The organism is Streptomyces sp. NPDC007856, assembly GCF_042868225.1.
Classification (GTDB): Bacteria; Actinomycetota; Actinomycetes; order Streptomycetales; family Streptomycetaceae; genus Streptomyces.
This window is the reverse complement of the sequence record NZ_JBIAEC010000011.1, coordinates 64,817-90,503: the sequence shown is the minus strand read 5'-3', so window position 1 is coordinate 90,503 and position 25,687 is coordinate 64,817. Positions and strand designations below refer to the sequence as shown.

At 72.8% G+C, this 25,687-nt stretch carries 22 protein-coding genes, 1 tRNA gene and 1 pseudogene; 12 read left to right on the top strand and 12 right to left on the bottom strand.

The window, feature by feature from the left end; translation table 11 throughout:
- Positions 1-138 precede the first annotated feature (138 nt).
- Positions 139-750, top strand: a complete 612-nt coding sequence (locus tag ACFYOH_RS25370) for a DUF4328 domain-containing protein (RefSeq protein WP_388629518.1) — start codon at positions 139-141, stop codon at positions 748-750.
- Between the two features lie 9 nt (positions 751-759).
- On the opposite strand, the gene ACFYOH_RS25365 is transcribed toward ACFYOH_RS25370, so the two are convergent.
- Both ACFYOH_RS25365 and ACFYOH_RS25360 read right to left on the bottom strand, forming a co-directional pair.
- The gene (locus ACFYOH_RS25365; protein WP_388629516.1) at positions 760-1,602 is read right to left on the bottom strand and encodes a chitosanase; all 843 of its coding nucleotides are present in this window, start codon (positions 1,600-1,602) and stop codon (positions 760-762) included.
- Positions 1,603-1,782: 180 nt separating this feature from the next.
- Entirely contained in the window at positions 1,783-3,240 is a 1,458-nt protein-coding gene (locus ACFYOH_RS25360; RefSeq protein WP_388629513.1) for an MFS transporter, read from the bottom strand.
- Between the two features lie 243 nt (positions 3,241-3,483).
- Here ACFYOH_RS25360 and mgrA point away from each other — a divergent pair, with 243 nt between their 5' ends.
- The 3 genes from mgrA to ACFYOH_RS25345 all read left to right on the top strand — a co-directional run bounded on the left by mgrA (position 3,484) and on the right by ACFYOH_RS25345 (position 5,560).
- Positions 3,484-4,527 carry an L-glyceraldehyde 3-phosphate reductase gene (gene mgrA / locus ACFYOH_RS25355; protein WP_388629510.1) on the top strand — a complete coding sequence of 348 codons (1,044 nt, stop codon included), beginning with the start codon at positions 3,484-3,486 and terminating at the stop codon, positions 4,525-4,527.
- A 161-nt stretch (positions 4,528-4,688) separates the two neighbouring features.
- A complete protein-coding gene (locus ACFYOH_RS25350) occupies positions 4,689-4,871 on the top strand; it encodes a hypothetical protein (RefSeq protein WP_388629507.1) in 183 nt (60 codons plus the stop codon).
- Between the two features lie 65 nt (positions 4,872-4,936).
- On the top strand, positions 4,937-5,560 hold the full coding sequence (locus ACFYOH_RS25345; RefSeq protein WP_388629504.1) for a DedA family protein: 624 nt from the start codon (positions 4,937-4,939) through the stop codon (positions 5,558-5,560).
- 173 nt (positions 5,561-5,733) lie between these two features.
- Here the strand turns inward: ACFYOH_RS25345 and ACFYOH_RS25340 are convergent, their stop codons facing one another.
- On the bottom strand, positions 5,734-7,530 hold the full coding sequence (locus ACFYOH_RS25340) for an MFS transporter (protein ID WP_388629501.1): 1,797 nt from the start codon (positions 7,528-7,530) through the stop codon (positions 5,734-5,736).
- A complete protein-coding gene (locus tag ACFYOH_RS25335; RefSeq protein WP_388629498.1) occupies positions 7,527-7,949 on the bottom strand; it encodes a MarR family winged helix-turn-helix transcriptional regulator in 423 nt (140 codons plus the stop codon). Before ACFYOH_RS25335 ends, ACFYOH_RS25340 begins: the two co-directional genes overlap by 4 nt.
- A 157-nt stretch (positions 7,950-8,106) precedes the next feature.
- Here ACFYOH_RS25335 and ACFYOH_RS25330 point away from each other — a divergent pair, with 157 nt between their 5' ends.
- From ACFYOH_RS25330 to ACFYOH_RS25310, 5 genes are all read left to right on the top strand, one after another.
- Complete coding sequence (locus ACFYOH_RS25330) at positions 8,107-8,280, top strand: CsbD family protein (protein ID WP_388629496.1); 174 nt, start codon at positions 8,107-8,109, stop codon at positions 8,278-8,280.
- Positions 8,281-8,540: 260 nt separating this feature from the next.
- A complete protein-coding gene (locus ACFYOH_RS25325) occupies positions 8,541-8,987 on the top strand; it encodes an ATP-binding protein (protein ID WP_388629493.1) in 447 nt (148 codons plus the stop codon).
- A gap of 263 nt (positions 8,988-9,250) precedes the next feature.
- Positions 9,251-10,267 carry a 4Fe-4S dicluster domain-containing protein gene (locus ACFYOH_RS25320; RefSeq protein ID WP_388629490.1) on the top strand — a complete coding sequence of 339 codons (1,017 nt, stop codon included), beginning with the start codon at positions 9,251-9,253 and terminating at the stop codon, positions 10,265-10,267.
- Positions 10,264-11,277, top strand: coding sequence for an NrfD/PsrC family molybdoenzyme membrane anchor subunit (gene nrfD / locus ACFYOH_RS25315; protein WP_388629487.1), 1,014 nt, complete (start codon positions 10,264-10,266; stop codon positions 11,275-11,277). The genes ACFYOH_RS25320 and nrfD overlap by 4 nt, the downstream gene beginning before the upstream one ends.
- Before the next feature lie 191 nt (positions 11,278-11,468).
- Positions 11,469-12,974: an MFS transporter gene (locus tag ACFYOH_RS25310; RefSeq protein ID WP_388629485.1), complete on the top strand. Its 1,506-nt coding sequence runs from the start codon at positions 11,469-11,471 to the stop codon at positions 12,972-12,974.
- Between the two features lie 644 nt (positions 12,975-13,618).
- Here the strand turns inward: ACFYOH_RS25310 and ACFYOH_RS25305 are convergent.
- The gene (locus ACFYOH_RS25305; protein WP_388629482.1) at positions 13,619-14,365 is read right to left on the bottom strand and encodes a haloacid dehalogenase type II; all 747 of its coding nucleotides are present in this window, start codon (positions 14,363-14,365) and stop codon (positions 13,619-13,621) included.
- A gap of 127 nt (positions 14,366-14,492) precedes the next feature.
- On the opposite strand from ACFYOH_RS25305, the gene fdh reads away from it, so the two are divergent.
- Entirely contained in the window at positions 14,493-17,753 is a 3,261-nt protein-coding gene (fdh, locus tag ACFYOH_RS25300) for a formate dehydrogenase (protein ID WP_388629479.1), read from the top strand.
- 5 nt (positions 17,754-17,758) lie between these two features.
- On the opposite strand, the gene selD is transcribed toward fdh, so the two are convergent.
- Positions 17,759-18,778 (bottom strand): selenide, water dikinase SelD, encoded by a 1,020-nt coding sequence (selD, locus tag ACFYOH_RS25295; protein WP_388629476.1) that lies wholly within the window; start codon positions 18,776-18,778, stop codon positions 17,759-17,761.
- Positions 18,779-18,815: 37 nt separating this feature from the next.
- Here selD and ACFYOH_RS25290 point away from each other — a divergent pair.
- Positions 18,816-18,908 (top strand) — tRNA-Sec (locus ACFYOH_RS25290).
- Positions 18,909-18,988: 80 nt separating this feature from the next.
- On the opposite strand, the pseudogene ACFYOH_RS25285 reads toward ACFYOH_RS25290, so the two are convergent.
- From ACFYOH_RS25285 to ACFYOH_RS25275, 3 genes and pseudogenes are all read right to left on the bottom strand, one after another.
- Positions 18,989-20,686: pseudogene (locus ACFYOH_RS25285) on the bottom strand (GTP-binding protein); the annotation flags it as partial.
- Complete coding sequence (gene selA / locus ACFYOH_RS25280; RefSeq protein ID WP_388630164.1) at positions 20,686-21,975, bottom strand: L-seryl-tRNA(Sec) selenium transferase; 1,290 nt, start codon at positions 21,973-21,975, stop codon at positions 20,686-20,688. The gene selA and the pseudogene ACFYOH_RS25285, both read right to left, overlap by 1 nt.
- Positions 21,900-22,313, bottom strand: coding sequence for a hypothetical protein (locus tag ACFYOH_RS25275; RefSeq protein WP_388630184.1), 414 nt, complete (start codon positions 22,311-22,313; stop codon positions 21,900-21,902). Before ACFYOH_RS25275 ends, selA begins: the two co-directional genes overlap by 76 nt.
- Before the next feature lie 272 nt (positions 22,314-22,585).
- On the opposite strand from ACFYOH_RS25275, the gene ACFYOH_RS25270 reads away from it, so the two are divergent.
- Complete coding sequence (locus ACFYOH_RS25270; protein ID WP_388629473.1) at positions 22,586-22,972, top strand: hypothetical protein; 387 nt, start codon at positions 22,586-22,588, stop codon at positions 22,970-22,972.
- Positions 22,973-22,984: 12 nt separating this feature from the next.
- On the opposite strand, the gene ACFYOH_RS25265 is transcribed toward ACFYOH_RS25270, so the two are convergent.
- The 3 genes from ACFYOH_RS25265 to ACFYOH_RS25255 all read right to left on the bottom strand — a co-directional run bounded on the left by ACFYOH_RS25265 (position 22,985) and on the right by ACFYOH_RS25255 (position 25,428).
- Positions 22,985-24,025: an MASE1 domain-containing protein gene (locus ACFYOH_RS25265; protein ID WP_388629470.1), complete on the bottom strand. Its 1,041-nt coding sequence runs from the start codon at positions 24,023-24,025 to the stop codon at positions 22,985-22,987.
- Between the two features lie 51 nt (positions 24,026-24,076).
- Positions 24,077-24,988 carry a PP2C family protein-serine/threonine phosphatase gene (locus ACFYOH_RS25260; protein WP_388629467.1) on the bottom strand — a complete coding sequence of 304 codons (912 nt, stop codon included), beginning with the start codon at positions 24,986-24,988 and terminating at the stop codon, positions 24,077-24,079.
- Between the two features lie 119 nt (positions 24,989-25,107).
- Entirely contained in the window at positions 25,108-25,428 is a 321-nt protein-coding gene (locus tag ACFYOH_RS25255; RefSeq protein WP_388629464.1) for a hypothetical protein, read from the bottom strand.
- Positions 25,429-25,687 lie beyond the last annotated feature (259 nt).

Here is a 25,687-nt window from a genome sequence, read left to right as displayed (position 1 = left end):
CGGATCGATCGCTCACCGCCCATCTTTCCTCGTCAGGGCCCTGACATGCGAGTGGGCACCGCCCTATGATCCAGTGCTCCGATCTTCGTGCCGTGCTGCCGCCCGTGCAGGACGCCTTCCACAGACAGGTCTTCAACCGTGACCGCATCCGCCGCCCAGGCTCCTTGGTTCCTCGCGCGTTGCACTCAGTTCGCCGTGGCAGCGGCGGCCGGCGGCGACCTGGTCCGGGCGCTGACGCTGCATGCTCATCTGCTGCATCCGGCGACGACCACGGCCTCCGATTTCGGGCGGGTGTCGATGGTCTTCGTGAACGCGATGACGGCGGCGGCAGTGCTGTTCCTCGTCTGGTTCGCCCGCTGTTGGCGCTGCGCCGGGCTCCTCTCGCCCGGTGTGGTGCGCGGCTCTGTCGCGTGGGCCGTTGTCGCCTGGCTGATACCGGTGATGAATCTCTGGGCTCCGCGCGGGCTCGTGCTGGACGTACAGCGCGCGAGCGACCCCGGCGGTGCCGATGAGAACGTCCTGGTGAACGTGTGGTGGGCGGCCTGGGTCGGGCACGCGGCGCTGTCCCTGGCCGCCATGATCCTGGGCGGCGGCACCTCGCTGCCGCTGCTGGTGGCGTCGGAAGGCCTCAACCTGCTGGCCGCCGTCCTGGCGATCGCCGTGATCCAGCGGATCACGGCGCGTCTGGCCGCCGGGCTGCGGTCCATGACTCCGGTACCCGCGCCCGCCGGCCTGTCGCACGCCTCCTAGACAGGCGCGTCACCCGATGTGGTAACTGTCCCCGTACACCTTCCAGTCGAGCGGGGTGTTCAGGTCGAGGTTGCCCTTGCGCAGGAAGACCCGCTGCTCGGTGTCGACACGGCTGGTGTCGCTGTGCGCCTCCTCCTGCTTCATGGCCCACACCCGGGCGTCGAGGAAGGCGTTGAGGTACGTCGTCTCGTTGCCGCCCTGCGCCGGCAGCTTGGCGCTGCGCAGGGCGCGCCGCCGGATGTTGCGGAAGCTGGTCGGGTCGTCGCCGTCGCCGTGCATGACGATGGCGTCGTAGTAGCAGAACTGGCCGAGGGTGCGCAGGCCGTCGGCCTTGCCCTGGGCGACCGCGGGGTTGAAGTAGACGCGGTCGCGCTCGTCGTTCTGGCACTGCTGGAACACGGTGTCCTGGGCGGCCTTGCGCCAGTCCCTGGGATAGTTGGGGTCGAGGCCGTCATGGGAGTCGGAGCCGTTGACCTGGCGCAGGGCGGGCAGGTACTTGGCGAGGACGTTGCCGGGCTTGCGGTCGGCGTACAGCTGGACCAGGTCGAGCATGTCGCCGGTGCCGGAACAGAAGCCGATGATGCCGGCGGTGTAGCCGCGGCCGTCTCCGATGTCCTCGATGTACTTGTACTGGGCCTTCCAGTCGAGCGAGGAGTTCTCCGCGCTCGACACCAGTTCCATGGCGATCTCCTTCTTCGCCGGGTCGTCGAGGCCCGATGCCGCCGCCGGGGCGGCGGTCGCGCGCTGGGACACGAGCAGGGCTCCGGAGGCCACGCCGGCGCCGAGCAGGGCGACGACGGTCCGGCGGGATATGCGGGCGGGGGGTGCGGTCTCGCGGTCTGCGTTCACCACAGGGCTCCAAGCGGGAGTGGGGGGTGGGTAGTTGGTCCGTGCTGATCCGCGTCCAACATTGGTAGGAAAGTTTCCTATCAAACGCGCGGCAGCTCGGTAAGCAGGCTCGCGAGAAGTTCGTACGATCGAACGAGGGCTGGATCGGACAGATGCGCCTCAGGTGCGCCGGGCCCCGTCCCGCTACTGCACGAAGCTGTACAACTCGCGTGACACGGTGATCAGTTCACGCCGCTCCTCGCGCGAACCGACCATCGGCTGCGACCCCTTGAGCGGCACCTGTGCGGTCTCGGGCAGGAACTTCACCGTCAGCAGTCCGATGACCCCGGCCAGCATCAGGTAGTAGGCCGGCATCAGGTCGTCGCCGGTGGCCGTGACCAGCGCGGCGGTCACCAGCGGGGTGGTACCGCCGAAGGCGGAGACGGCGAAGTCGAAGCCGATGCCCATCGCCGCGTAGCGGACGGCGGTCGGGAACAGGGCGGGCAGCGTGGCCGCGCTCGGTGCGGCGAAGCAGGCCAGCAGGGTGGCGAGCAGCAGGACACCGAGGATCGGCGGCCACGTGCCGTGCGCCTTGATCAGCAGGAAGGCGGGCACGGCCAGCACGATCATCGCGACGGCGGCGACGGCGTAGACCGGCCGCCGGCCGACATGGTCGCCGAGCCGGCCGATGAAGGTGATCAGCACGACGATCCACACCATGCCGGCCAGCACCAGGAGGTCCGCGGAGCCGCTGGAGCGGTGCAGGGTCTCGGTCTGATAGGTCGGCAGATAGCCGGTGACCATGTAGGTGGTGACGTTGTACAGCAGCACCAGCCCCACGCAGAGGAGCAGCTCCCCCCAGTGGCTGCGGATGACGTCCTTGAACTCACTGCGCGCCGATTCCTGCGCCAGGGCCTTCTCGCGTTCGTCCAGCTGCTGCTGGAAGGCCGGGGACTCCTCCAGTTTGAGCCGCATGTAGAGGCCGATCACCCCGAGCGGTCCGGCGATCAGGAACGGGATGCGCCAGCCCCAGGTCAGCATCTGACCATCCGTCAGGGAAAGGCTGAGCACGGTGACCAGGGCCGAGCCGAGGGCGTAGCCGACGAAGGTGCCGAAGTCGAGCCAGCTGGAGAGGAAACCGCGCCTGCGGTCCGGCGAGTACTCGGCTACGAAGGTGGTCGCGCCGCCGTACTCCCCGCCGGTGGAGAAGCCCTGGACCATTCGGGCCAGCAGGAGCAGCACCGGTGCGGCGATGCCGATCGTGCCGTACCCGGGGATCACACCGATGGCGAAGGTGCCGACCGCCATCATGATCACGGTGGTGGCGAGCATCTTCTGCCGGCCGATCCGGTCGCCGAGCGGTCCGAAGAACAGGCCGCCGAGCGGCCGGACGACGAAGGCGGCGGCGAAGGTCGCGAACGAGGAGATGACCTGCGCGGCCGGGGAGGCGCCGGGGAAGAAGACCTTGCCGATCGTGGCGGCGAGATAGCTGTAGACACCGAAGTCGAACCACTCCATGCAGTTCCCGAGCGCGGAGGCGCCCACGGCCCGCCGGAGCAGCGGCCGCTCGACGACCTGGACGTCGTCCTTGCCGAACGCCCGTCGCTCACGGCGGAGCCTGCGGAGCAGCTCCTCGCGGACCTGGCGGGGCAGTCGCGCCACGGCTTGCGGCGTCCGCGACCGGGACCGGCCCCCCTGCCGCCCCGTCCGACCTCGCACCGCTCACGAGCGCCTCCTCGCCTCACCCGCACCGGTCACCGCCGCCCCCTTGGCCGATTCAGAAACGGAGCCGCTCAGTCCCATCCGGTACGGCGGTTGGACTTGTGCGGCGCGCGGACGCAGGGTGGACGGGCCCGTCCGCACACGGAGGGGCGACCCCCAACGGCACCACCCGGAGAAGACCCGATGACCCACGCCGCGGACCCCGCACGCTACGCCGGCGCCATGCGCTACCGGCGCACCGGACGCTCGGGGCTGGACCTGCCCGTCCTGTCCCTGGGCTACTGGCACAACTTCGGCGACGACCGTCCCTTCGAGACCCAGCGCGAGATCGCCCTGCGCGCCTTCGACCTCGGGATCACCCACCACGACCTGGCCAACAACTACGGTCCGCCGTACGGAGCGGCCGAGCAGAACCTCGGCCGGCTGCTGAAGCGGGACCTCGCGCCGTACCGGGACGAGCTGGTGATCTCCACCAAGGCGGGCTGGGACATGTGGCCCGGCCCCTACGGGCAGGGCGGCGGCTCCCGGAAGTACGTGCTGGCCTCGCTGGACCAGTCGCTGCGCCGGATGGGCGTGGACTACGTGGACATCTTCTACTCCCACCGGCTGGACGCCACCACACCGCTGGAGGAGACGATGGGGGCGCTCGACACGGCCGTACGCCAGGGCAAGGCGCTGTACGTCGGCATCTCCTCCTACGACACGGAGCGCACCCGGCAGGCGGCGGCGATCCTGCGCGAGCTGGGCACCCCACTGCTGATCCACCAGCCGTCGTACAGCATGCTCAACCGCTGGATCGAGACCGACGGTCTGCTGGACGCGGCGGAGGAGGAGGGCTTCGGCGTCATCGGCTTCACGGCGCTCGCCCAGGGCCTGCTGACCGGCCGCTACCTGGAGGGTGTGCCGCAGGACTCGCGGGCGGCGCGCGGCACGTCCTTCGACGCCTCCTGGCTGACGGACGACATGCGGCAGCGGCTGCGCGCACTGAACGACATCGCGGCACGGCGTGGTCAGACGCTGGCACAGATGGCGCTGGCCTGGGCCTTGCGCGACGAGCGGGTCACGTCGCTCGTCATCGGCGCCTCCCGCACCGAGCAGCTGGAGCAGAACGTCGCCGCGCTGGAGAACCTGCGGTTCGACCCGGAGGAGCTGGCCGAGATCGACAAGTACGCGACCGACGGCGGCGTGGACCTGTGGCGTGAGGCGCGGCTGGGCCAGCTGGGCTGACACCGGGCGGGTGGTCCCTGGGAATGAGGCAGACTGTCTGTGACGTTCGTCACAGACAGTCGGAATAAAACCGACATAATGGACGTCATATGGACAGCGTTGTCAACGCGGACGACAGCGCCGTCAGGTTCACTCCCGATGTCCAAGGAGCCGCTCCTCTCATGGCACACGGAGCCCACCGCAGCCCCCTTCTGCCTCCCCGCCCCGACCTGAGCCTCGCCCACGACTGCGAGGTGTGCCTGGGCTGGGGCACGGTGGTCACCCGCGACGGGGACCACGAACTGTGCCCCCTGTGCCAAGGCCTCCCGGCCGACGACGAGGGCATCTTGCGCTCCGACTCGTAGTCCCCGCACCGGCCCGCCTCCACGAGGGAACCGGCACGCTGATCGCGGCGACGTACCGTGGAGGCATGGCCGCCCCTCCCCTGCCTGGTCCGCTGGCGCATCTCGCGCCGCTGCTCGGCCACTACGGCTACTGGGCCGTGGGGGCCGTCGTCCTGGTGGAGGACTTCGGAGTGCCGGCGCCGGGCGAGACGATCCTGCTGGCCGCCGGGGTGTACGCGGGCGCGGGACGGCTGAACCTCGTGGCCGTGGCGGTCATCGCGTTCGCCGCGGCCGTCGTCGGGGACAACATCGGCTACGGCATCGGCCGGTGGGGCGGGCGGCCCTTCGTGCACCGGTGGGGAAGATACGTCTTCCTGACGCCGCAGCGGTTCCAGGCGGCTGAGGAGTTCTTCCGCCGGCACGGCGGCAAGATCGTGACCGTGGCCCGGTTCATCGAGGGCCTGCGCCAGGCCAACGGCATCATCGCCGGCACCTCGGGCATGCACTGGCGCCGCTTCCTCGCCTTCAACGCGCTGGGCGCCGCCCTCTGGGTCGGTCTGTGGACGACCCTGGCCTACCTGGTGGGCAGCCACATCACGACGGTGTACGACGAGGTCTCGCGGTACGAGGTCTACGTCCTCGTCGCCGTCGGCATGCTGATCGCCGCCCTCGTCGTACGGCACTGCGTACGGCGGCGCCGCGAGGTCTGATCCGCCCCGCTCCAGGCAAGAGGGATTGTCACGTGGTCCGCCCCCGTACCGACGGCGCACTCTGGAGAGAGGACCGCGGCCCGAGGTCGATGGTCAGGGGCTCCCCCGGTTCGGAGAAGTACTGGGGGAGCTTCGCCGTGTCCGGCCCTCCGGTCGCCCACCTGCTCCGCTGTCTAGGGCGAGGTGCGCGTGGGCCGGGCCTTCTCCGTGTGGTCCGCAGCCCCCGCCTGCCGGGTGTCGTCGACGGCACGCTCGTGGCCGCCGCGCAGGGCGGAGGCGAGCGCGGAGACCAGGGCCATGCCCGCGGCCACGCCGAAGACGATGGTCAGGCCGTGGTGGAAGGGCCCGGAGACCAGCTCCGGGAAGAAGGTGTGGCCGGTCAGGGTGGCCCGCTGTGCGGCGGTCAGATGGTCCATCGTGCCGCCGGCGCCGAGCAGATGGCCGATGGGATTGTCGCCGAGGAACGTGGCGAACAGGGTGCTGACGGGCGGCAGTGCGGCCACGTCGTGCGCGGTCGAGGCGGGCACGCCGTGCGCCTGGAGTCCGCTGCTCAGCGTCTTCGGCAGGGTGCCCGCGAGACCGGAGACCATCAGCGAGAAGAAGACGCCGATGGACAGGGCCGTACCCGAATTCTGGAAGGTGGAGCGCATCCCGGAGGCCACACCCCGATGGCGGGCGGGCACGCTGCCCATGATGGAGGAGGTGTTGGGCGAGGAGAACATGCCCTGGCCGAGGCCGTTGAGCAGCAGCAGCGTCGCGAAGACGCCGTAGTCGAAGTTCACGGGGAGGGCCAGCAGGCCGAGGAAGGACCCGGCGACGACGACCAGTCCGGCGGTGGAGAAGAGGCGGGCTCCGAAGCGGTCGGACAGATAGCCGGAGAGCGGCCCGGCGACCAGGAAGCCCAGGGTGAGCGGCAGCATGAAGATGCCGGCCCACAGCGGGGTGTCCGCGAAGTCGTAGCCGCGCAGCGGCAGCCAGATGCCCTGCAGCCAGATGATCAGCATGAACTGCAGTCCGCCGCGGGCGATCGCGGTGAGCAGGGCGGCCAGGTTGCCGGCCGCGAACGCCCGCACCCGGAACAGCGACAGCCGGCACATGGGCTCCGCGACCCGCGTCTCGACCAGGCAGAACACCAGCAGCAGGAACACGCCGCCGATCAGGCCCGTGAGCACCCAGGGGTTGGTCCAGCCGGTGGGGTGGCCGCCGTAGGGCTGGATGCCGTAGGTGATGCCCGCGAGGAGGATGCCCGCGCCCGAGGCGAAGGTGAGGTTGCCGAGCCAGTCGATCCGGCCGCGCCCGCCGGCCGAGGTCTCGCGCAGGCTCAGGTACGACCAGACGGTGCCGGTGACACTGACCGGGACGCTCACCCAGAACACCGCACGCCAGTCGACCGCGGCCAGCAGGCCGCCGGCGAGCAGGCCGAGGAACTGCCCGGCGAGCGCGGTGATCTGGTTGATGCCGAGGGCCATGCCGCGCTGCCGGGCCGGGAAGGCGTCGGTGAGGATGGCCGCCGAGTTGGCGGTGAGCATGGAGCCGCCGAAGGCCTGCACGATCCGCCACAGGATCAGCCACAGCGCGCCCGCGCCCGCCCGGAACGGGTCGAGGGACAGGGCGACGGAGGCGCAGGCGAAGACCAGGAAGCCCAGGTTGTAGATGCGGACCCGGCCGAACATGTCGCCGAGCCGGCCGAGCACGACCACCAGCACGGCCGAGACCAGCAGGTAGCCGAGGATCATCCACAGCAGATAGCCGATGTTGCCGGCCGCGAGCGGGTCCAGGCCGATCCCCCGGAAGATCGCCGGCAGCGAGATGATCACGATGGAGGCGTCCATCGTGGCGATCAGGACACCGAGGGTGGTGTTGGAGAGCGCGACCCACTTGTAGCCGGGGCCGGGGGGCGAGTCCCTGAGGCGGGCCGACCGGGCGAGGAGGCGGCCGCGTATGCCCCCGGCGGACGCGGGGCCGGTCACAGCCGCTCCGCCATCCGGTCGAGCAGGGGCAGCACGTCGTACAGGGCCTGCCGTTCCCGCGGGGTGAACTCGTCCAGGGCGTGGGCGAGACGGCTCACGGACTCGGAGCGGCGCTGCTCCAGCATGGTCCGTCCCTCCTCGGTGATGGAGACGATGGCCCGGCGGCCGTCGGCCGTGTCGGGGGTACGGCTGACCAGTCCGCGTTGTTCGAGCCCGGCGAGGGTGCTGGCCATCGCCTGCGGCCGGACGCGTTCCAGTTCGGCGAGCGAGCCGGGCGAGTCCGGACCGGTACGGGCCAGGCGGGCCAGTACCGACACGCCGGACAACGTCACGTCGCCGACCGCGTGTGCCTGGCGCAGCCGGCGGACGATCCGGCCCATGGCCAGCCGCAGTGCGGCGGCGAGTGCAACGGTGTCCACGATTACTAACGATAGGTTTATCAGTCTGGACTGTTCAACCAAGGGTAAGCAATCAGGCCCGCGCCGGGGAATATATCCACAATCTCCTGTTTGGGTGGCTGTACAAGGGCAAACCGACTGTGGACAGACCCCGCACAACGTTGGGATGTGACACCCGATGGCAGGCAGCCAGAAGGCAAAGGGCAAGAAGGAGCAGGCCAAGGGGAGGGCGAAGGAGGCCATAGGCCGCGCCGTCGGCAATGAGCGAATGGAGGCCGAGGGCCGTATGGAAGGCGCGCGCGGCGACGCCCGGCAGGCCAAGGAGAAGGGCAAGGACACCTTGAAGCACTGAGCCGCCTTCAAGCACCGAACCCCACCGGATCGACGGCTCGTCCGATTCCGAACGGGTCCGGGAGATCCAGCGGGCCTCCCGGCCCGTTCCGCCATGCGCGCACCCGGCCCGCGGCCCTGCGACCAGGGGTCCAAGGGCAACCGAAGGATTCGCGGCGTACGTCCCCTTGACCGACGGTTCAGCGGGTATCCGCGCAGGGACGGGAGGATCCCGTCCGTACCGGAAGGGCCACTGGCACCGCACGAAAAGGGCAACGACGCATGGACATCCCGCTCGGGACGCACACCAGGACGCAGGCCCGCCCCGCGCCCCTGCGCCACAGCCGTACCTGGGACGACGCCGTGGCCGGCATCGGGGACGCCAGGGACGCCGTCGCCGCGCTGCTCGCGGGTGTGCGCCCCGCGCCCCCGCGGCGCTCGGTGCAGGACGCCCGGCTCGTCGCCAGCGAACTCGTCACCAACGTGGCCAAACACGCGCCCGGTCCGTGCACCCTGAGCCTGGAAGTGCTGCCCGAGGCCGGCGCCCTGCGCATCACGGTGTCGGACACCTCCACCGACCCGCCCCGGCGGGACCCTCCCGATCCCAGCCGAGTCGGCGGGCACGGGCTGCACCTCGTCGCGATGCTCTCCCGCGCCCTCGAAGTGACCTGGCTGCCCCACGGCAAACGGATCACCGCCACCGTGCCGCTCACCGCCGAGGAGACGTGAGCCGGCCGAGCAGGGCGGTGTGGTGTCGCCGTTCCCCCGTACGGCCGGACGCATCCGGCGGGGCCAGGTCCCCCGCGCCCACGAGGAGCGGCGGGTCCTCCGCACGCAGCAGCGCGGGCGCCGTTTCGGACGCGCGGAGCCGGGGCACCCGTGCCAGGCTCGAAGCAGAACACCGAGAGTGAGCGACCCGGCACGGACCGAAAGACGAGCCCGCCCACCGTCAGCAGCACCCCGTATGACAGGACGTGTGAGGAGGTACGGCGATGAGGGACGGCGACGAGGCCCGCGGACATCTGTGGTACGGCCCCCAGCCGGACGTGGCCGGGGACTCCGGATACCCGGACGCCCCGCCGAGGATGGGCTTCTTCACCGACACCTCGGTGTGCATCGGCTGCAAGGCCTGCGAGGTGGCGTGCAAGGAGTGGAACGCCATCCCGGAGGACGGTCTGGTCCTGACCGGCATGTCGTACGACAACACACAGAGTCTGGGCGCTGACACCTGGCGGCACGTGGCCTTCATCGAGCAGCGGGGGCCGTTCGGCCGGCCGGAACCCGGGGTCGCGCACGAGGACGTCGACGTGTTCGCCGCCGCGGCCCGCCTCGGCACCGATGCCTCCTCCCCCGGCCCGGGAACCACCACTCCCCCGCCCGGGCAGGCCCCCGAGGGCGCGCCCGCCGTCCAGATCGTCCCCCTGTCCCCGGACGGCCGCACCGAGCTGCGCTGGCTGATGTCCTCCGACGTGTGCAAGCACTGCACGCACGCTGCCTGTCTGGACGTGTGCCCCACCGGCGCGCTGTTCCGCACCGAGTTCGGCACGGTCGTCGTCCAGGAGGACATCTGCAACGGCTGCGGCTACTGCGTGCCCGCCTGTCCCTACGGCGTCATCGACCAGCGCAAGGACGACGGCCGGGTGTGGAAGTGCACGCTGTGCTACGACCGGCTCGGCGTCGGCATGGAGCCCGCCTGCGCCAAGTCCTGTCCCACGGACTCCATCCAGTTCGGCCCGCTGGACGAGCTGCGGGAGCGGGCGCACGCCCGGGTGGCACAGTTGCACGCGGCCGGCGCGACCGACGCACGGCTGTACGGCGAGAGTCCGGACGACGGGGTCGGCGGCGACGGCGCGTTCTTCCTGCTGCTGGACGAGCCGGAGGTCTACGGCCTCCCGCCCGATCCGGTGGTCACCACCCGCGATCTGCCCGACATGTGGCGGCACGCGGCACTGGCCGCCGGCACGCTGCTGGCCCTCGCCCTGGGCAGCTTCGCGAGGAGGCCGCGATGAGCGAGTCGGACGTCACCCGGCAGGGCGTTCAGGGCGCACGGCCCGGCAGGGTGGCGCCCACGGGCCGAGGCGGACGGCGCCGCCGGCATCGCCGCGGGCGGGGCGAGCAGCCGATGGTTCCGGACGCCGCCTTCTCGTCGTACTACGGCAAACCGGTGGTGAAAAGGCCGACATGGAAACCCCTGGACATCGCCGGATACCTGTATCTCGGCGGTCTGGCCGGGGCGTCCTCGCTGCTCGCGGCCGGCGGCCAGGTCACCGGGCGGCCGGGGCTCGCGGCTCCCGCGAAGCTCGGGGCCGCCGGGGCCATCTCCCTGTCGCTGGCCGCGCTCGTCCATGACCTTGGCAGGCCGGCCCGGTTCCTGAACATGCTGCGCGTCCTGAAGCCCACTTCCCCCATGAGCGTGGGCTCCTGGCTGCTCGCGGGGTACGCGCCGCTGACGCTGACCGCCGCGGCGACTGAGGTGGCGGGCCGGTACCGGCTGCTGGGCACGGCCGCGACAGCGGCCGCCGCCGTCCTCGGCCCGGCCGTGGCCACGTACACGGCGGTACTGCTCTCGGACACGGCGGTGCCGTCCTGGCACGAGGGCTACCGCGAGCTGCCGTTCGTCTTCGCGGGCTCCGCCGCTGCCGCGGCCTCCGGCCTGGCCCTGGTCGCGGCCCCGACCGCCCAGACGGGGCCGGCCCGTCGGCTGGCCGTGCTCGGTGCCGCCCTGGAACTGGGCGCGTTCCAGACGATGAAGCGGCGCATGGGCCTGACCGCGGAGCCCTTCGAACAGGGCAGGCCGCACCTGCTGCTGCGTGCGGCACGGTCGCTCACGGCGGGCGGCGCCGCCCTCGCCCTGTGCTGCGGGCGGGACCAGCGCCTGGCCCTGATGGCCGGAGCGGCGCTGCTCACCGGCTCGGCGGCCCTGCGCTTCGGTGTGTTCCACGCCGGGGTCGCCTCCGCGGAGGATCCGAAGTACACCGTCGTACCGCAGCGGGAGCGGCTGGAGCGGCGCGACCGCTGACCGCGTGACCAACGGACGGGGGGTATGGACCGTGCCAGAGGTGCCGGTGTCGTGTGCGTCCTCGGCGTTCGCGGCCTGCCGACGGCACGGCGCGGTGTGTGCTCCGTGCCGCGTGGGGAACTTGGTCCGCCGCGGGCGGCGCCGGTGATCCGGGGCCGGGGGCGGGGGCGGGGGCGGCGAGAGGAGCCCATGTGACAGCGTCGGGGTCAGCGGCGGAGGGCGCCCAGGAGGCCGGATACGAGCCGGATCCGCAACGGTGGCGGGCCCTGTGGGTCACCTTGGTGGCCGGCTTCATGAGCCTGCTGGACGTGACGATCGTGGCGGTCGCCCTGCCCACGATCCAGCGCGAGCTGCACGCCTCCCCCGCGCAGGTGCAGTGGGTGGTGTCCGGATACGCCCTCGCCTTCGCCCTGGCCCTCGTCACCGCCGGCCGCCTCGGCGACGCGCTGGACCGGCGCCGCATCTTCCTGCTGGCCCTGAGCGGTTTCGTGATCTTCAGCGCGGCCTGTGGAGCGGCGCCCGGCATCACGGCGCTGGTGGTGGCCCGGCTCGCCCAGGGGCTGGCGGCGGGCTTCATGGCCCCGCAGAACTCCGCGCTCATCCAGCAGATGTTCCGCGGCGCCGAACGCGGCCGCGCCTTCGGCTTCTTCGGCGCCACCGTCGGCATATCGTCCGCGACCGGCCCCATCACCGGCGGCGCCATCCTCGCGCTGGCCTCCGGCGCCCAGGGCTGGCGGTGGATCTTCTACGTCAACGTCCCCATCGGCATCCTGGCCGTCCTCCTCGGCCGCCGCCTGCTGCCCCGGACCCGGCGGTCCGGACGGGGACGCGTGGACCTGCCCGGCGTCCTGCTGCTCGGCCTCGGCGTCCTCGCGGTGATGTTCCCGCTGGTCCAGGCGGAGTCCGGCGGCATCGGGCGCGTGTGGTGGCTGTTCCTCGTCGGCGCGGCGATCCTCGCCGTCTTCGCCCGGTGGCAGCGCCGCCTCGTCGCGCGGGGCGCCGAGCCACTGCTCGACCCGCGCCTGTTCACCACCGTGCGCGGATACGCCGTCGGTGCCGGAGTCGGCACGCTGTACTTCATCGGGTTCAGCGGTGTGTGGCTGGTCTTCGCGCTCTTCTACCAGCACGGTCTGGGCTTCTCCCCGCTCCGGTCCGGGCTCGCCGTGACTCCCTTCGCCCTGGGCTCGGCGGGCGCGGCCGTGGTCGCCGGCCGGCTGGTGGACCGCTACGGCCGCCTGCTCACCGTGTGCGGCCTGACGGGTGTGATCGTCGGCCTCGGGGGCACCGCGCTGCTGCTCCGTCTCGCGCCCCTCGGCATCGCGCCCTGGCTCGCCGCCCCGGTGCTGTTCCTCGGCGGCGTCGGCAGCGGCTGCGTGGTCTCCCCCAACATCACCATGACGCTGCGGAACGTGCCCGTGCGCATGGCGGGTGCGGCGGGCGGCGCCCTGCAGACGGGGCAGCGGCTCGGTGCCGCGGTCGGTACCGCCGCCCTGCCCGGCTTCTTCTACCTGGTGCTGGGCAGGAGCCACGACTACCGCGCCGCGCTCGTCACCGCGCTGGGCGCCGCCCTCGTCGGCATGGCGGCGTCACTCTCCCTCGCGACATCCGACTGGCGACGCGACCGGCGCACCCGCCCCTCGCACCGGAAATGCCCGGACGAGGTCGCCAACAGCCCCATGCACGCCCGCCAGACCTGACCCAGCCCGGGCCCGACGACAGCGGCAACCCGAACCGGCCCGGCCCGGCCCCAGGCCCGACACCGGCGGCAGCCGGACCGCACCTCCCCGCATCGGCGGCCACCGGGAGAAGCAGGCAACACCCATGGCCAGGGCCGCAACAGCGGCACCGCTCACCTGGCCCGAGCCAGGCCGCCCACAGCCCATCGACGCCCGCCACACCTGCCTGCCCGAGCCCCCAGGCCCGACAACGGCGGCAACCCGGACCGCACCTCCCCCATCGACGTCCGCCCGGCACAAGAAGCAGCCAACACCCAAGGCCAGGCCCGCAACAGCGGCACCGCTCACCTGGCCCGAGCCAGGCCGCCCACAGCCCATCGACGCCCGCCACACCTGCCTGCCCGAGCCCCCAGGCCCGACAACGGCGGCAACCCGGACCGCACCTCCCCCATCGACGTCCGCCCGGCACGAGAAGCAGCCAACACCCATGGCCAGGCCCGCATGACCGGAGCCGCCGACAACCCCATCCATGCCCGCCACACCTGCCTGCCCAAGCCCCCGGGCCCACCGCCCACGGCAACCCGGACCGCACCTCCCTCCATCGAGGTCCGCCCGGCACGAGAAGCAGCCAACACCCACGGCCAGGCCCCCATGAGCAGCGCTGTTCACGTGGCTCCGAGTCGGGTCGCCAGGTCCGGCAGTGCGGTGGCGGTCAGGTCGGCGGGGCGCGCCGTCGTGGGGTACGGACGTGAGGTCCGGCGCAGCCAGGCGGTGGCCAGGCCCGCGCGGGCGGCGCCGTCGATGTCCCACGGGTGCACCGAGACCAGCAGTGCCGCACCGGCCGGCACACCCATGGCGTCCAGCGCGTAGGCGTACGCCTCCCGCGCGGGCTTCCAGCGGCCCGGCCCCGCCACGTCCAGGTGTCTTTCGAAGCAGTCGGTCAGACCGGCCCGGTCGAGCACCGCTCGGGTGGTGTCGGCGGAACCGTTCGTCAGGGTCGCCAGTCGGTACCCGGCCGCGCGCAGGGCCCGTACCCCGCCGCGCACGTCCGGGTGCAGGGGCAGCTCCGGCAGCCCGGCGAGGACGTGCGCGGCGGCCTGCTCCGGATCGGTGGCCCCCTCTTCCCCGGCCGCCAGCGCCCGCAGCCCGTCCCCGGCGACGGCCGCGAAGGTCGCGTGGCCCCCGGCGAGGGACAGGGCCACGCCGTCCCGCAGCACCCCGGCGAACCAGGCGGTCAGCAGATGCCCGGGCAACCCGACGTGTTCCAGGAGGCCGGCGAGCGGAGTCATGTCGGTGAGGGTTTCGTTGACGTCGAACACCAGGACGCGTGGGCGGTCAGCGGCCAAGGGGATCAACTCCGGACGCGGCGCGAGCAGGGCGATTCCCTGCTGCTCCTGTTCTTCCCGATTCACCCAGGACCAGCCCGGGAGCCGCCGGCTCCGTTTGGCCCCGCCCGGCCGGGGTACTCCCCGCCGACGCAAGAAATGCCGTGACCGCGCGGATGCGGGAAGATCGAGGGACCGAGCGGGAGGAGTGGCTGTGGGCGTGCGCACCTGGATCGACTCCTGGCCGGTCTACCGGCAGTTGACGGGCACCGATCCGCTGGGCCGGGGTGCCGCGGCGAAGAGCGGGCACAGCGAGCGGCTGGAGCCCCGGGTGGCCACGGCCGACCGAGTGGTGAAGTCCGTCTGCCCGTACTGCGCGGTGGGCTGCGGCCAGAACGTGTACGTCCAGGACGGGAAGGTCACCCAGATCGAGGGCGACCCGGACTCCCCGATCTCGCGCGGCCGGCTGTGTCCCAAGGGCGCGGCGAGCCTGCAGCTGACCACCGGGGACGCCCGCGAGCACCAGGTCCTCTACCGGCGTCCGCACGGCACCGAGTGGGAGCGCCTGGACCTCGACACGGCGATGGACATGATCGCCGACCGGGTGATCGAGGCGCGCCGGGCGGGCTGGCAGTGGGAGGTCGACGAGACCCGCACCCGGCGCACCCTGGGCATCGCGAGCCTCGGCGGGGCCACGCTCGACAACGAAGAGAACTACCTGATCAAGAAGTTGTTCACGGCGCTCGGCGCGATCCAGATCGAGAACCAGGCGCGCGTTTGACACTCCTCCACCGTTCCCAGTCTGGGAACCTCGTTCGGACGCGGCGGCGCGACCACCTTCCAGCAGGATCTGCAGAACTCGGACTGCATCGTCATCGAGGGCTCGAACATGGCCGAGTGCCATCCGGTCGGGTTCCAGTGGGTGATGGAGGCCAAGGCGCGGGGCGCGAAGGTGATCCATGTCGATCCGCGGTTCACCCGCACCAGCGCGCTGGCCGACCTGCACGTACCGCTGCGCGCGGGCACGGACATCGCCTTCCTCGGCGGGATCATCAACTACGTGCTGGAGCACGAGAAGTACTTCCGCGACTACGTCGTGGCCTACAGCAACGCCCCGGTGATCGTTCGGGAGGACTTCGGGGACACCGAGGACCTGGCGGGTGTCTTCTCCGGCCTGGACGCCGTGAACCGTTCCTACGACAACGGCAGTTGGCAGTACGAGGGCACCGAGATCCAGGCGGCCTCCGGGGAGCGCGACCACGAGTACGAGAAGCGCACCGGCGGCGGCAGTTCGGTGACCGCGGCGGCACGGGGCGAGGCGCACGGGGCCGGCGGCGCGGTGATCCCCGAGGGTGAGCCGGAGCGCGACGAGACACTGGCTCATCCGCGCTGTGTCTTCCAGGTGCTCAAGCGGCACTACGCCCGCTACACACCGGAGATGGTCGAGGAGATCTGCGGGGTGCCGCGGGATACGTTCCGGCAGGTGTGCGAGCTGGTCACGGAGAACTCCGGCCGCGACCGGACGACGGCCTTCGCCTACGCGGTCGGCTGGACCCAGCACACGGTCGGCGTGCAGTACATCCGGGCGGCCTGTGTGCTGCAGACCCTGCTCGGCAACATCGGCCGGCCGGGCGGCGGCATTCTCGCGCTGCGCGGACACGCCTCCATCCAGGGCTCCACGGACATCCCGACCCTGTTCAACCTGCTGCCGGGCTACATCCCGATGCCGCACGCGCACCAGAACCAGGACCTGGACGCCTTCGTGCAGGCCGACGCGGCCCACAAGGGCTACTGGGGCAACATGCGCTCGTACCTCGTGAGCCTGCTCAAGGCCTACTGGGGTGACGCGGCGCGGGCCGACAACGACTTCTGCTTCGACTACCTGCCACGGCTGACCGGCAGCCACTCGACGTACGAGACGACGATGGCCCAGCTGGAGGGCACCTGCAAGGGCTACTTCCTGTACGGCGAGAACCCGGCCGTGGGCAACGCCAACTCCAAACTGATGCGGCTCGGCATGGCGAACCTGGACTGGCTGGTCGTCCGGGACTTCTCGCTGATCGAGTCGGCGACCTGGTGGCTGGACGGGCCCGAGATCGAGACCGGTGAGCTGCGCACCGAGGACATCCGCACCGAGGTGTTCTTCCTGCCGGCCGCCGCGCACACCGAGAAGGACGGCAGCTTCACCAACACCCAGCGGCTGCTGCAGTGGCACCACCAGGCGGTCGAACCGCCCGGCGAGTCGCGCAGCGACCTGTGGTTCACCTACCACCTGGGGCGGATCATCCGGGAGAAGCTCGCCGGGTCCGCCGACGAGATGGACCGGCCCGTGCTCGACCTGGCCTGGGACTATCCGACGCATGGCCGGATCGCCGAACCGGACGCGGAGGCCGTCCTCGCCGAGATCAACGGCCACGACACCGAGGGCAGTCCGCTGTCCTCCTACGAGGAGCTGAAACGGGACGGCTCGACGTCCTGCGGCTGCTGGATCTACTGCGGTGTCCGCGCCGACGGCGTCAACCAGGCCGCCCGCCGCAAGCCCGGCCGGGAGCAGGACTGGGTGGCCGCAGAGTGGGCCTGGGCCTGGCCCGCCAACCGGCGGATCCTCTACAACCGCGCCTCCGCCGACCCGCGGGGCAGGCCCTGGAGCGAGCGCAAGGCGCTGGTGTGGTGGGACCCGGACAAGGGCGAGTGGTCCGGGCACGACGTGCCCGACTTCAAGAAGGACAAGTCGCCCGATCACGTGCCGCCCGAGGACGCGACCGGTCCGGCAGCGCTGTCCGGCACGGACCCGTTCATCATGCAGGCCGACGGCAAGGCCTGGCTGTACGTGCCGTCCGGACTCACCGACGGCCCACTGCCGGCCCACTACGAGCCGCAGGACTCGCCGTTCCCGAACCTGCTCTACGACCAACAGCACAACCCTGTCCGGCAGTTGATGCCCACGCTCCCCGACAACCGCTATCAGCCGAGCGGCGACGAGCCCGGCTCACAGGTGTTCCCGTACGTGGCCACCACCTACCGGCTCACCGAGCACCACACGGCGGGCGGCATGTCCCGCTGGCAGCCGTATCTGGCAGAGCTGCAACCGGAGTTCTTCTGTGAGGTCTCGCCGGAGCTCGCGGCCGAACGCGGCCTGGAACACACCGGGTGGGCGACGATCGTCAGCGCTCGCGCGGTGATCGAGGCACGGGTGCTGGTGACGGACCGGATGGCGCCGCTGACGGTGCACGGCCGCAGACTGCACCAGGTGGGGCTGCCGTACCACTGGGGTCCCAACGGCTACAGCACCGGGGACGCGGCCAATGAGCTGCTGCATCTGTCCCTGGACCCGAACACGCACATCCAGGAGTCGAAGGCGTTCGCCGTGGACATCCGGCCGGGCCGCCGGCCCCGGGGTCCGGCGTCGGTGGCGCTGGTGCGGGCCTACCGGGCCCGGGCGGGCATCGACGAGCACACGGGAACGGAGCCGTAGCCGCCCTACCGGAGGACGATCGAGTGGGACCCGCGCGGCACCAACTCCCCCACCACCGGCGCCCCGGGCACCTCGCCTGCGACCAGCAGCCCGCCGGAGGTCTGGGCGTCGGCCAGGAGCAGCCGGGTGTCGGCGTCGGCGTCCCCGAAGTCGGTGTGCGGGGCCACCCATTCGAGGTTGCGCCGGGTGCCGCCGCTGACGTATCCGTCCCGGACGGCCTCCCGGGCCGCGTCCAGGTACGGGACGGCGGCGGTGTCGACCACGGCGGTCACGCCGGAGGCCCGTGCCAGCTTGTGCAGATGGCCGAGGAAGCCGAACCCGGTCACGTCGGTGGCACACCGGGCCCCGGCGGCGAGGGCGGCCTCGGCGGCGTCCCGGTTGAGCGCCGTCATGGTGGCGACGGCCTGCTCGAACCGCTCACCGCTGACCTTGTGCCGGTTGTTCAGCACGCCCAGGCCGAGCGGCTTGGTCAGCGACAGCGGCAGCCCGGGCCGGCCGGCGTCGTTGCGCAGCAGCCGCTCGGGGTCGGCGAGACCGGTGACCGCCATGCCGTACTTGGGTTCCGGGTCGTCGACGCTGTGCCCACCGCCGACATGGCAGCCGGCCTCGGTGGCGATGTCCAGGCCGCCGCGCAGCACCTCGCGGGCCAGGTCGAAGGGGAGCCGGTCGCGCGGCCAGGCCAGCAGGTTCACGGCGAGCACCGGCCGGCCGCCCATCGCGTACACGTCGGACAGGGCGTTGGCGGCGGCGATGCGTCCCCAGTCGTAGGGGTCGTCCACGACCGGGGTGAAGAAGTCGGCCGTGCAGACGACGGCGGTGCCCCGGTGGGTGACCACGGCGGCGTCGTCGCCGGTGGAGAGCCCGACGATCAGCGGCGTGTCGCCCCCGGCGAGCTGAGGCACGGTCAGCCCGGCGACCACCTCCTCCAGCTCTCCGGGCGGGATCTTGCAGGCACAGCCGCCGCCGTGCGCGTACTGGGTGAGCCGGACGGGCGCCGGATGGATCGGCGGGGATGTCGGTGTCATGGCGGCGGTCTCCTGGGGCAGTAGCCTGACGAGCGGTGGAGGCGTGTGGGTGCCTGGTGGCCCTCCCGGTCTTCAAAACCGAGGGGCCCGAGGATCTCGGGCCGGCGGGTTCGATTCCCGTCCGCCTCCGTTCACCGCGTCCGTACGGCAGCGTCGGCGCTGGTCGTCGACGCGCTCGGTGTGGCCCCGGGCGTCCAGGAACTCCAGCAGAGGTACGGCGACCCGCCGGGTGGTGTCCAGCGCGCGCCGGGCCTCGCTGAGCGTGAACGGCTGGGGCAGGGTGCACAGTACGGTGGCGGCCTCGGTGTCGGCGCCGGGCAGCAGCACGACACCGTCGGCGATCCGCAGCAGCGCACCGGCCGTGACGGCGGCTGCCAGTGCCCTGCGGTCCAGGCCGAGTTCGGCGAGCCGTCCGGCCTCGGGGGCACGGAAGGGCGTACGGGCGAGGTCCTCGCGTACGGCGTCCACGGCGGCGCGGACGGGCGGGGGCAGGCCGGGGTGGTGGTCGCCGGAGGAGTACAGCCGTCCTTGCCCGCTGCGGAGACGGGGCGTGGCGTCGGCCAGGGCGTCGACGAGGCCCCGGTCGGGCAGGCCCAGCAGCCGGCGGGCCGCCTCGGCGGGCAGGCCCGGCTCCAGTGGGTGTTCCCTCGCGTACCGGTCGACCTCGCCGGCCAGCCGGTCCTTGAGGGCGGTCCAGTACGTGTCGTCCGCCAGCCAGTCGCCCGTGACGGGTTCGGCGGGGGCCGGGAAGCCCATCGCCAGCAGGTCGGCGCGTCGGATCAGCCCGCGGCGGCGCAGTTCGGCGGCGCCGTCGAGGCGGCCGGTCAGGGCGGCGAGTTCGGCGGCGCGGGCCCGGCCGGCGCCGCGCCGGGTCAGCCGGGGCGGTCGTACGTCGAGGACGGTGGCCCCGCAGGGCATGCGGCTGCCGCCCGGTTCGCGCAGCACCGCGCGGTCGCCGACCCGCAGGGGCAGGCCCCGGGCGAGGGTGAGCCGGGCGGTGTCCTCGCCGAGGGGGCGGACGGTGACGGGCACGGCGGCGGTGCCGATGTGCAGGGTGACCGAGCGGGGCAGTTCATGGGCCGGCTCGCCGGTGACCCGTACGTCGAGCACCGCGCTGCCCAGCCAGCGGTCGGGGGTCAGCAGCACCTGTCCCCGGCGCAGCCCGTCGGCGCCCCGGCCGTGCACATTGACCGCCACCCGGGCCACCCCGCTGACCGCCGTCCGCTGTTGGTGCAGGGTCTGCAGCCCGCGCACCCGGAGCACGGCCGAGCCGTCCCCGGTGACCAGCCGGTCGCCGACGCGCAGGGTGCCCGCACCGAGCGTGCCGGTCACCACCGTGCCGTGTCCGCGCACGGTGAAGGCCCGGTCGAGCCACAGCCGTACGTCGGCGTCGGGGTCGGGATCGGTCAACTCACCTGCCAGCCGGGCCAGTTCACCGCGCAGCTCGTCCAGTCCCGCACCGGTGACCGCGCTCACGGCGACCGCGGGGACCTTGCCCAGTGAAGTCTGGGCCAGCCGGTCGACGGCGTCGGTGCGTACGGCCTCGGGGTCGGCGAGGTCGCTGCGGGTCACGGCGAGGACCGCGTGCCGGACGCCGAGGGCGTCGAGGACGGCGAGGTGCTCCTCGGACTGGGGCTGCCAGCCCTGGTCGGCGGCGACCACGAACAGCACGGCGGGCACCGGTCCGACCCCGGCCAGCATGGTCGGCACGAAGCGTTCGTGCCCGGGCACGTCGACGAAGGCGAGGTGGTCCGCGTCCGGGCCGAGCCGCGTCCATACGAAGCCCAGGTCCAGGGTGAGCCCGCGGCGCCGCTCCTCCTCGTGGCGGTCGGGCTCCATGCCGGTGAGGGCCTGTACCAGGGCGGACTTGCCGTGGTCGACATGGCCCGCGGTGGCGAGCACCCGCATCACGTCCGCCTCTCCCCTCCCGGCCGGGCCGACCGCACGGCATCGGCCAGCCGTGCGTCGTCCCGCTCGGGCACCGCGCGCAGATCCAGCAGGCAGCGGCCCGCCTCCAGCCGTCCGACGACGGGGGCCGGGGCGGTGCGCAGCGCGGCGGCGTACGGCTCGGGCAGGGAGAGCGCCGCGCTGGGCAGGGTGACGCCGGGAGCGCCTCCGCCGCCGACGGTGGCGGTGGAGGCGACGGCCCGTACGTCGATGCCGTCGGCGGCGAGAGTGCCGGCGAGCCGGTCGGCACGGGCTCGCAGGCCGGCCGGGTCGCCGGTGAGGGCGAGGGCGGTCGGGGTGGGCGGGCCGGTGAGGGTGGCCTCCAGGGCGGCCAGGGTCAGCTTGTCGACGCGCAGGGCCCGGGCCAGCGGGTGCCGGGCGAGGGCGCGGACCAGGTCCTGCTCGCCCAGCAGCAGCCCGCACTGGGGGCCGCCGAGGAGTTTGTCGCCGCTCGCGGTGACGAGGGCGGCGCCCGCGCGGAGTTCGGTGTCGGCGTCGGGTTCCTCGGGCAGCGCCGGATGCGGGGCGAGCAGTCCGGAGCCGATGTCGACGACGACCGGGGCGCCGAGACCGGTGAGGTCCGCGGTCGCGGCGGACCTGGTGAAGCCGGTGATGCGGAAGTTGGACGGATGCACCTTGAGCACGAACCCGGTGTCCGGGCCGAGCGCGGCGGCATAGTCGGCCGCGGTCGTGCGGTTGGTGGTGCCGACCTCGCGGAGCCGGGCGCCGGTCGAGACGAGCAGGTCGGGCAGCCGGAAGCCGTCGCCGATCTCCACCATCTCGCCCCGGCTGACGACGATCTCCTTGCCGGCCGCGAGGGCGGTGGCGGCGAGCACCAGAGCGGCGGCGCCGTTGTTGACGACGTGCGCGGCCCCGGCGGACGGCACGCGCGCGTGCAGGGCGGCGAGGGCGGAGCGGCCGCGGCGGGCGCGTACCCCGGTCACCAGGTCCAGTTCGACGTCCGTGGGCCCGGCGGCCTCCTGGACGGCCCGCCGGGCGGCGCTGGACAGCGGGGCCCGGCCGAGGTTGGTGTGCAGCAGCACCCCGGTGGCGTTGATCACGGGGCGCAGTCCGCTCGCGGTACCGGGCAGCAGCGCCACGGCCGCCTCCGGCACCTGCTCGGGCAGGATGCCGCCCGCCCGGGCCCGCTCCTGCGCGACGCGCACGGCGGCCTTCACGACACCGGCGCCGAGCCGGTCCACCGCGGCCGACAGCCGGGGGTCGCCCAGCAGGTGGTCGGTGCGCGGGATACGCCGGCGGGAGTCGGTGCTCTCGGGTGACCGTGCGGCGTGGTCCGGTTGGCGTTCGGCGCGACCCGATGATCGTAGGGCGCGATCCGCCGGCCGTTCGACGTGGTCCGGTGGCCGTACGGTGCGATCCGGTTGGCGTTCGGCCCGATCCGGTGGCCGTCCGGCGCGATCCGCCGGCCGCTCGACACGATCCGATGGCCGGTCGACGTGAACCGCCGGCCGCTCGACACGATCCGATGGCCGGTCGACGTGAACCGCCGGCCGCTCGGCGCGATCCGCCGGCCGCTCGACACGGTCCGATGGCCGGTCGACACGGTCCGATGGCCGGTCGACGTCATCCGATGGCCGGTCGACGTGAACCGACGGCCGCTCGACACGGTCCGATGGTCGTGCGGTCGTGCCGTCGCGCGCTTCCAGGCGGGTGGCGTCGGGCCCGGCCGCTCCGGTGTGCCGGTCCGCCGCGTTCACCGTCCGCCGCTCCATCCGCGCCTGTCCTCCGGTCCGGCCCGGGCCCGTCCGGCCCCACCCATCGTCCCCCAGTGCCCCGGACCGGCCGTTCGACACGCCGGAGGGCGTTGGCGGCGGCCACCGCCCGGGTACTCGGCGCGGCATGAAGGACAGGGACCGAATACACGACAACGGCCGTTCGCACGGCGAGGGCCGCGGCCGACAGGGCGAGAGCGCGACGGCCGCCGAGCGGGCCGCGCGCCGGCAGCGCGAGGCCGAGCGCGAGCGTGCCTCCGCCCAGCCGTTCGAGTACCCGTACCCGGAGCGCCGGGCCGGGATCAGGGCCAGGCGGCATGTGAGCGAGGCCGAGGCCGCCGCGGACATGCCGCCGGGTATCCCGGGCGGCTATGGCACGACCGGCGGCGGTCAGCCCGGTGCCACCGGGGCCGCGCACCCGCCGACCCCCACTCCCCGGGACATCAGGTCACGTAAGCGCTCGGCGGAGCCGGGCAGCGACGACGAAGGGGCGGTGAACCGGTCCGACCGGTGACACGCACCACCGTTACGGTGGTGCGGTCGGCCAGGGCCGGCCGTCCGCGCCGTCGGCACCCCCGGCGCCCTCGGTGTCCCGCTGTGCCCGGGGCGGTGGGGCCTCGCCGGCGGTGAGGTGTTCCAGGACCTCGACCAGTTCCTGGCAGGCCTTCTCCACCGAGCGGCGGGTGTTGCGCTGCTCGGTGATCAGCGCGGACAGCAGGAGCGCGGTCAGGGCCATCGCGCCGTTGAACGTCTGGAGCTTCGCCATGATCTCGATCCGGCTCAGCCCGGCGAAGGCCCCGGCACGGTCGGTCGCCGCGACCGTGGCCACCACGGACATCAGCAGCGCACACAGCATGCTGCCCACGAGCTGGAAGCGCAGGGCGGCCCAGATGAGGAGCGGGTAGACGAGGTAGAGCGCGCTGATCGAGCCGTAGACGGCCAGGGGCACGAGCAGGAATGTCACTGCGGCCAGCGCGGTCGCCTCCTTCCAGCGGCCGAGGGACGGCGGCCGGCGCGCGCCGTGGAGCGACAGCAGCAGCGGGGTGACGAGCAGCACGCCCATGGCGTCGCCCACCCACCAGGCCAGCCAGACGGGCCAGAAGCTCTCCATGTTCAGCTTGTCCATGAGGACGAGGAGGCCGACGCCGACGGTCGAGCTGATCAGCATGGCGGGCAGCGCGCCCAGGAACACCAGGGCGACGCCGTCCTTCAGCCGGCCGAGATCGGTGTGGAAGCGGGCCCGGCGCAGCAGGAGCGCCGCGCACACCGGCGCACAGGTCTGTCCGGCGAGCGTGCCGAGCACCTCGATACGCGGCGTGGTCAGGGACAGCACGGCGAACAGGGCGCCGATCGTGATGCCGGGCCAGCAGCGCAGGCCGAGGATCAGCAGGGCGGCGACGGCGACGCCGGTCGGCGGCCAGATGGGGGTGACGACGGCGCCCTCGACGGAGAGTTCGCGCAGGAGTCCGAGCCGGGCCGCGGCGTAGTAGCAGGCCGCGACGGCCAGTACCTGGACGGCGTAGCCGCCCGGCCGGCGCAGATCGTCGATACCCACCACAGCAGCCATCTCACACCGGCGGCCCCGGCTCGGCGAGGCGAGAGCCGGTTCGGTCCGGCCCTATGGCTGAATCACGGGAGCGGTGCCGACCGGCCCGCTCCGTCCTCCGGCACCGGTATCCACCGTGGTGGGGCCACACCCGTGCGGATGGTTTCCGGGGCCCTCCAGGCCCACGACGAGGACGGCCGCGTCGTCCTCGTGGCCGACGCTCTCGGCGCCCTTGATCACGGCGGCGGCCAGGGCGTGGGCGTCCAGGCCGGCGACGGCGGCGAGGCCGGCGAGGCGGACCACCTGGTCGAGGCCGTCCTCCATGTTCAGCGAGGGGCCCTCCACCACGCCGTCGGTGAGCAGCACGAACACGCCGCCCGTGGTGAGCCGGTGCCTGCTCACCGGGAACTCCATGCCCTTGTCGATGCCGAGCGGCGGACCGCCCTCGCCGTCGACGACGCCGGACTTGCCGTCCGCCGTGGCCCACACGAACGGGATGTGGCCGGCCCGTGCGCTCTCCAGCACTCCGCTGGCCAGGTCGAGGCGCATGAAGGTGCAGGTGGCGAACAGTTCACCGCCCAGCGCCAGCAGCAGGTCGTTGGTGCGGGCGAGGAGTTCGCCCGGCTCGCTGGTCACGGAGGCGAGGGCGCGGAGCCCGGCCCGCACCTGGCCCATGAACGCGGCGGCCTCGATGTTGTGCCCCTGGACGTCACCGATGGCCAGTCCGATCCGCCCGTCGGGCAGGGCGAACGCGTCGTACCAGTCGCCGCCCACGTTCAGGCCGAGGTTGGCCGGTGTGTAGCGGACGGCGAGGTGCAGGCCCGGTGCGGTGGGCAGGTCGCGGGGCAGCATGCCGCGCTGCAGGGCGATGGCCAGCTCCACCTGGGTGCGCTGGAGCTCCGCGCGCTCCCGTGCCTGGGCGGTGAGCGAGCCGAGTCTGGCCAGCAGCTCATCGCCTTCGTCCGTGGAGCGCTTGCGGGGCATCGATCACTTCCGGCGGGGCGGTGGCCGTCCCTGGCCCTCCGCCTGACTTTCGGCAAATGCCTAGATTTTACCTATACCGGATGATCTCGCTCTGCGAGCGGCCGCGGTACGGCTCACCGTCAGCGCACCTCGGAGTCGATCCCGGTGATCACGGCAGGCCCGAGTGGCGCGCTCCGCTCGTCCAGCCCCGCGTCCCGGAGGGCGGAGCCGGCGAGCCGGCGGGCCTCCTGTTCGGCGTGCGGGCCGGTGTCCGCCTCGACTGTCAGACGGAGGGTGAAGGTGTTGTCCTCGTTGACTCGGAGCACGTCCAGGCCCTCGGCGCTGCCCATCCGGGTGCCGTGCGGATCCGCGGGGCTGAGCGCCCTGGCCAGGCGGGTCCGGGTGTCCGTCCCGATGTCCGCGGTGAAGGTGCCGGGGACGCTGATCACGTAGGTCGTCATGACGGTCCTTTCCTCGGGCGTCCCCCCGCCTACCCCGATTCACGGCCTTCGCACAACACTGCCCCTCCCCGGTACGGCCTACGTGCCCGGGTCGGGGCCGGAGCCGCGCCGGTCCGAAGGGGCAGAGGGCCGGCGCCGCCCGACGCCGGTTCCCTGCCCGTCGGGCTGCTGTCCGCGCCGGCACGGGCCGCGATCGCGCGGTCGGTGCCGGGCAGCCCGGGGGAGCCGGACGGCCCCGGTTGGTGCCGTGCGCGCCGAA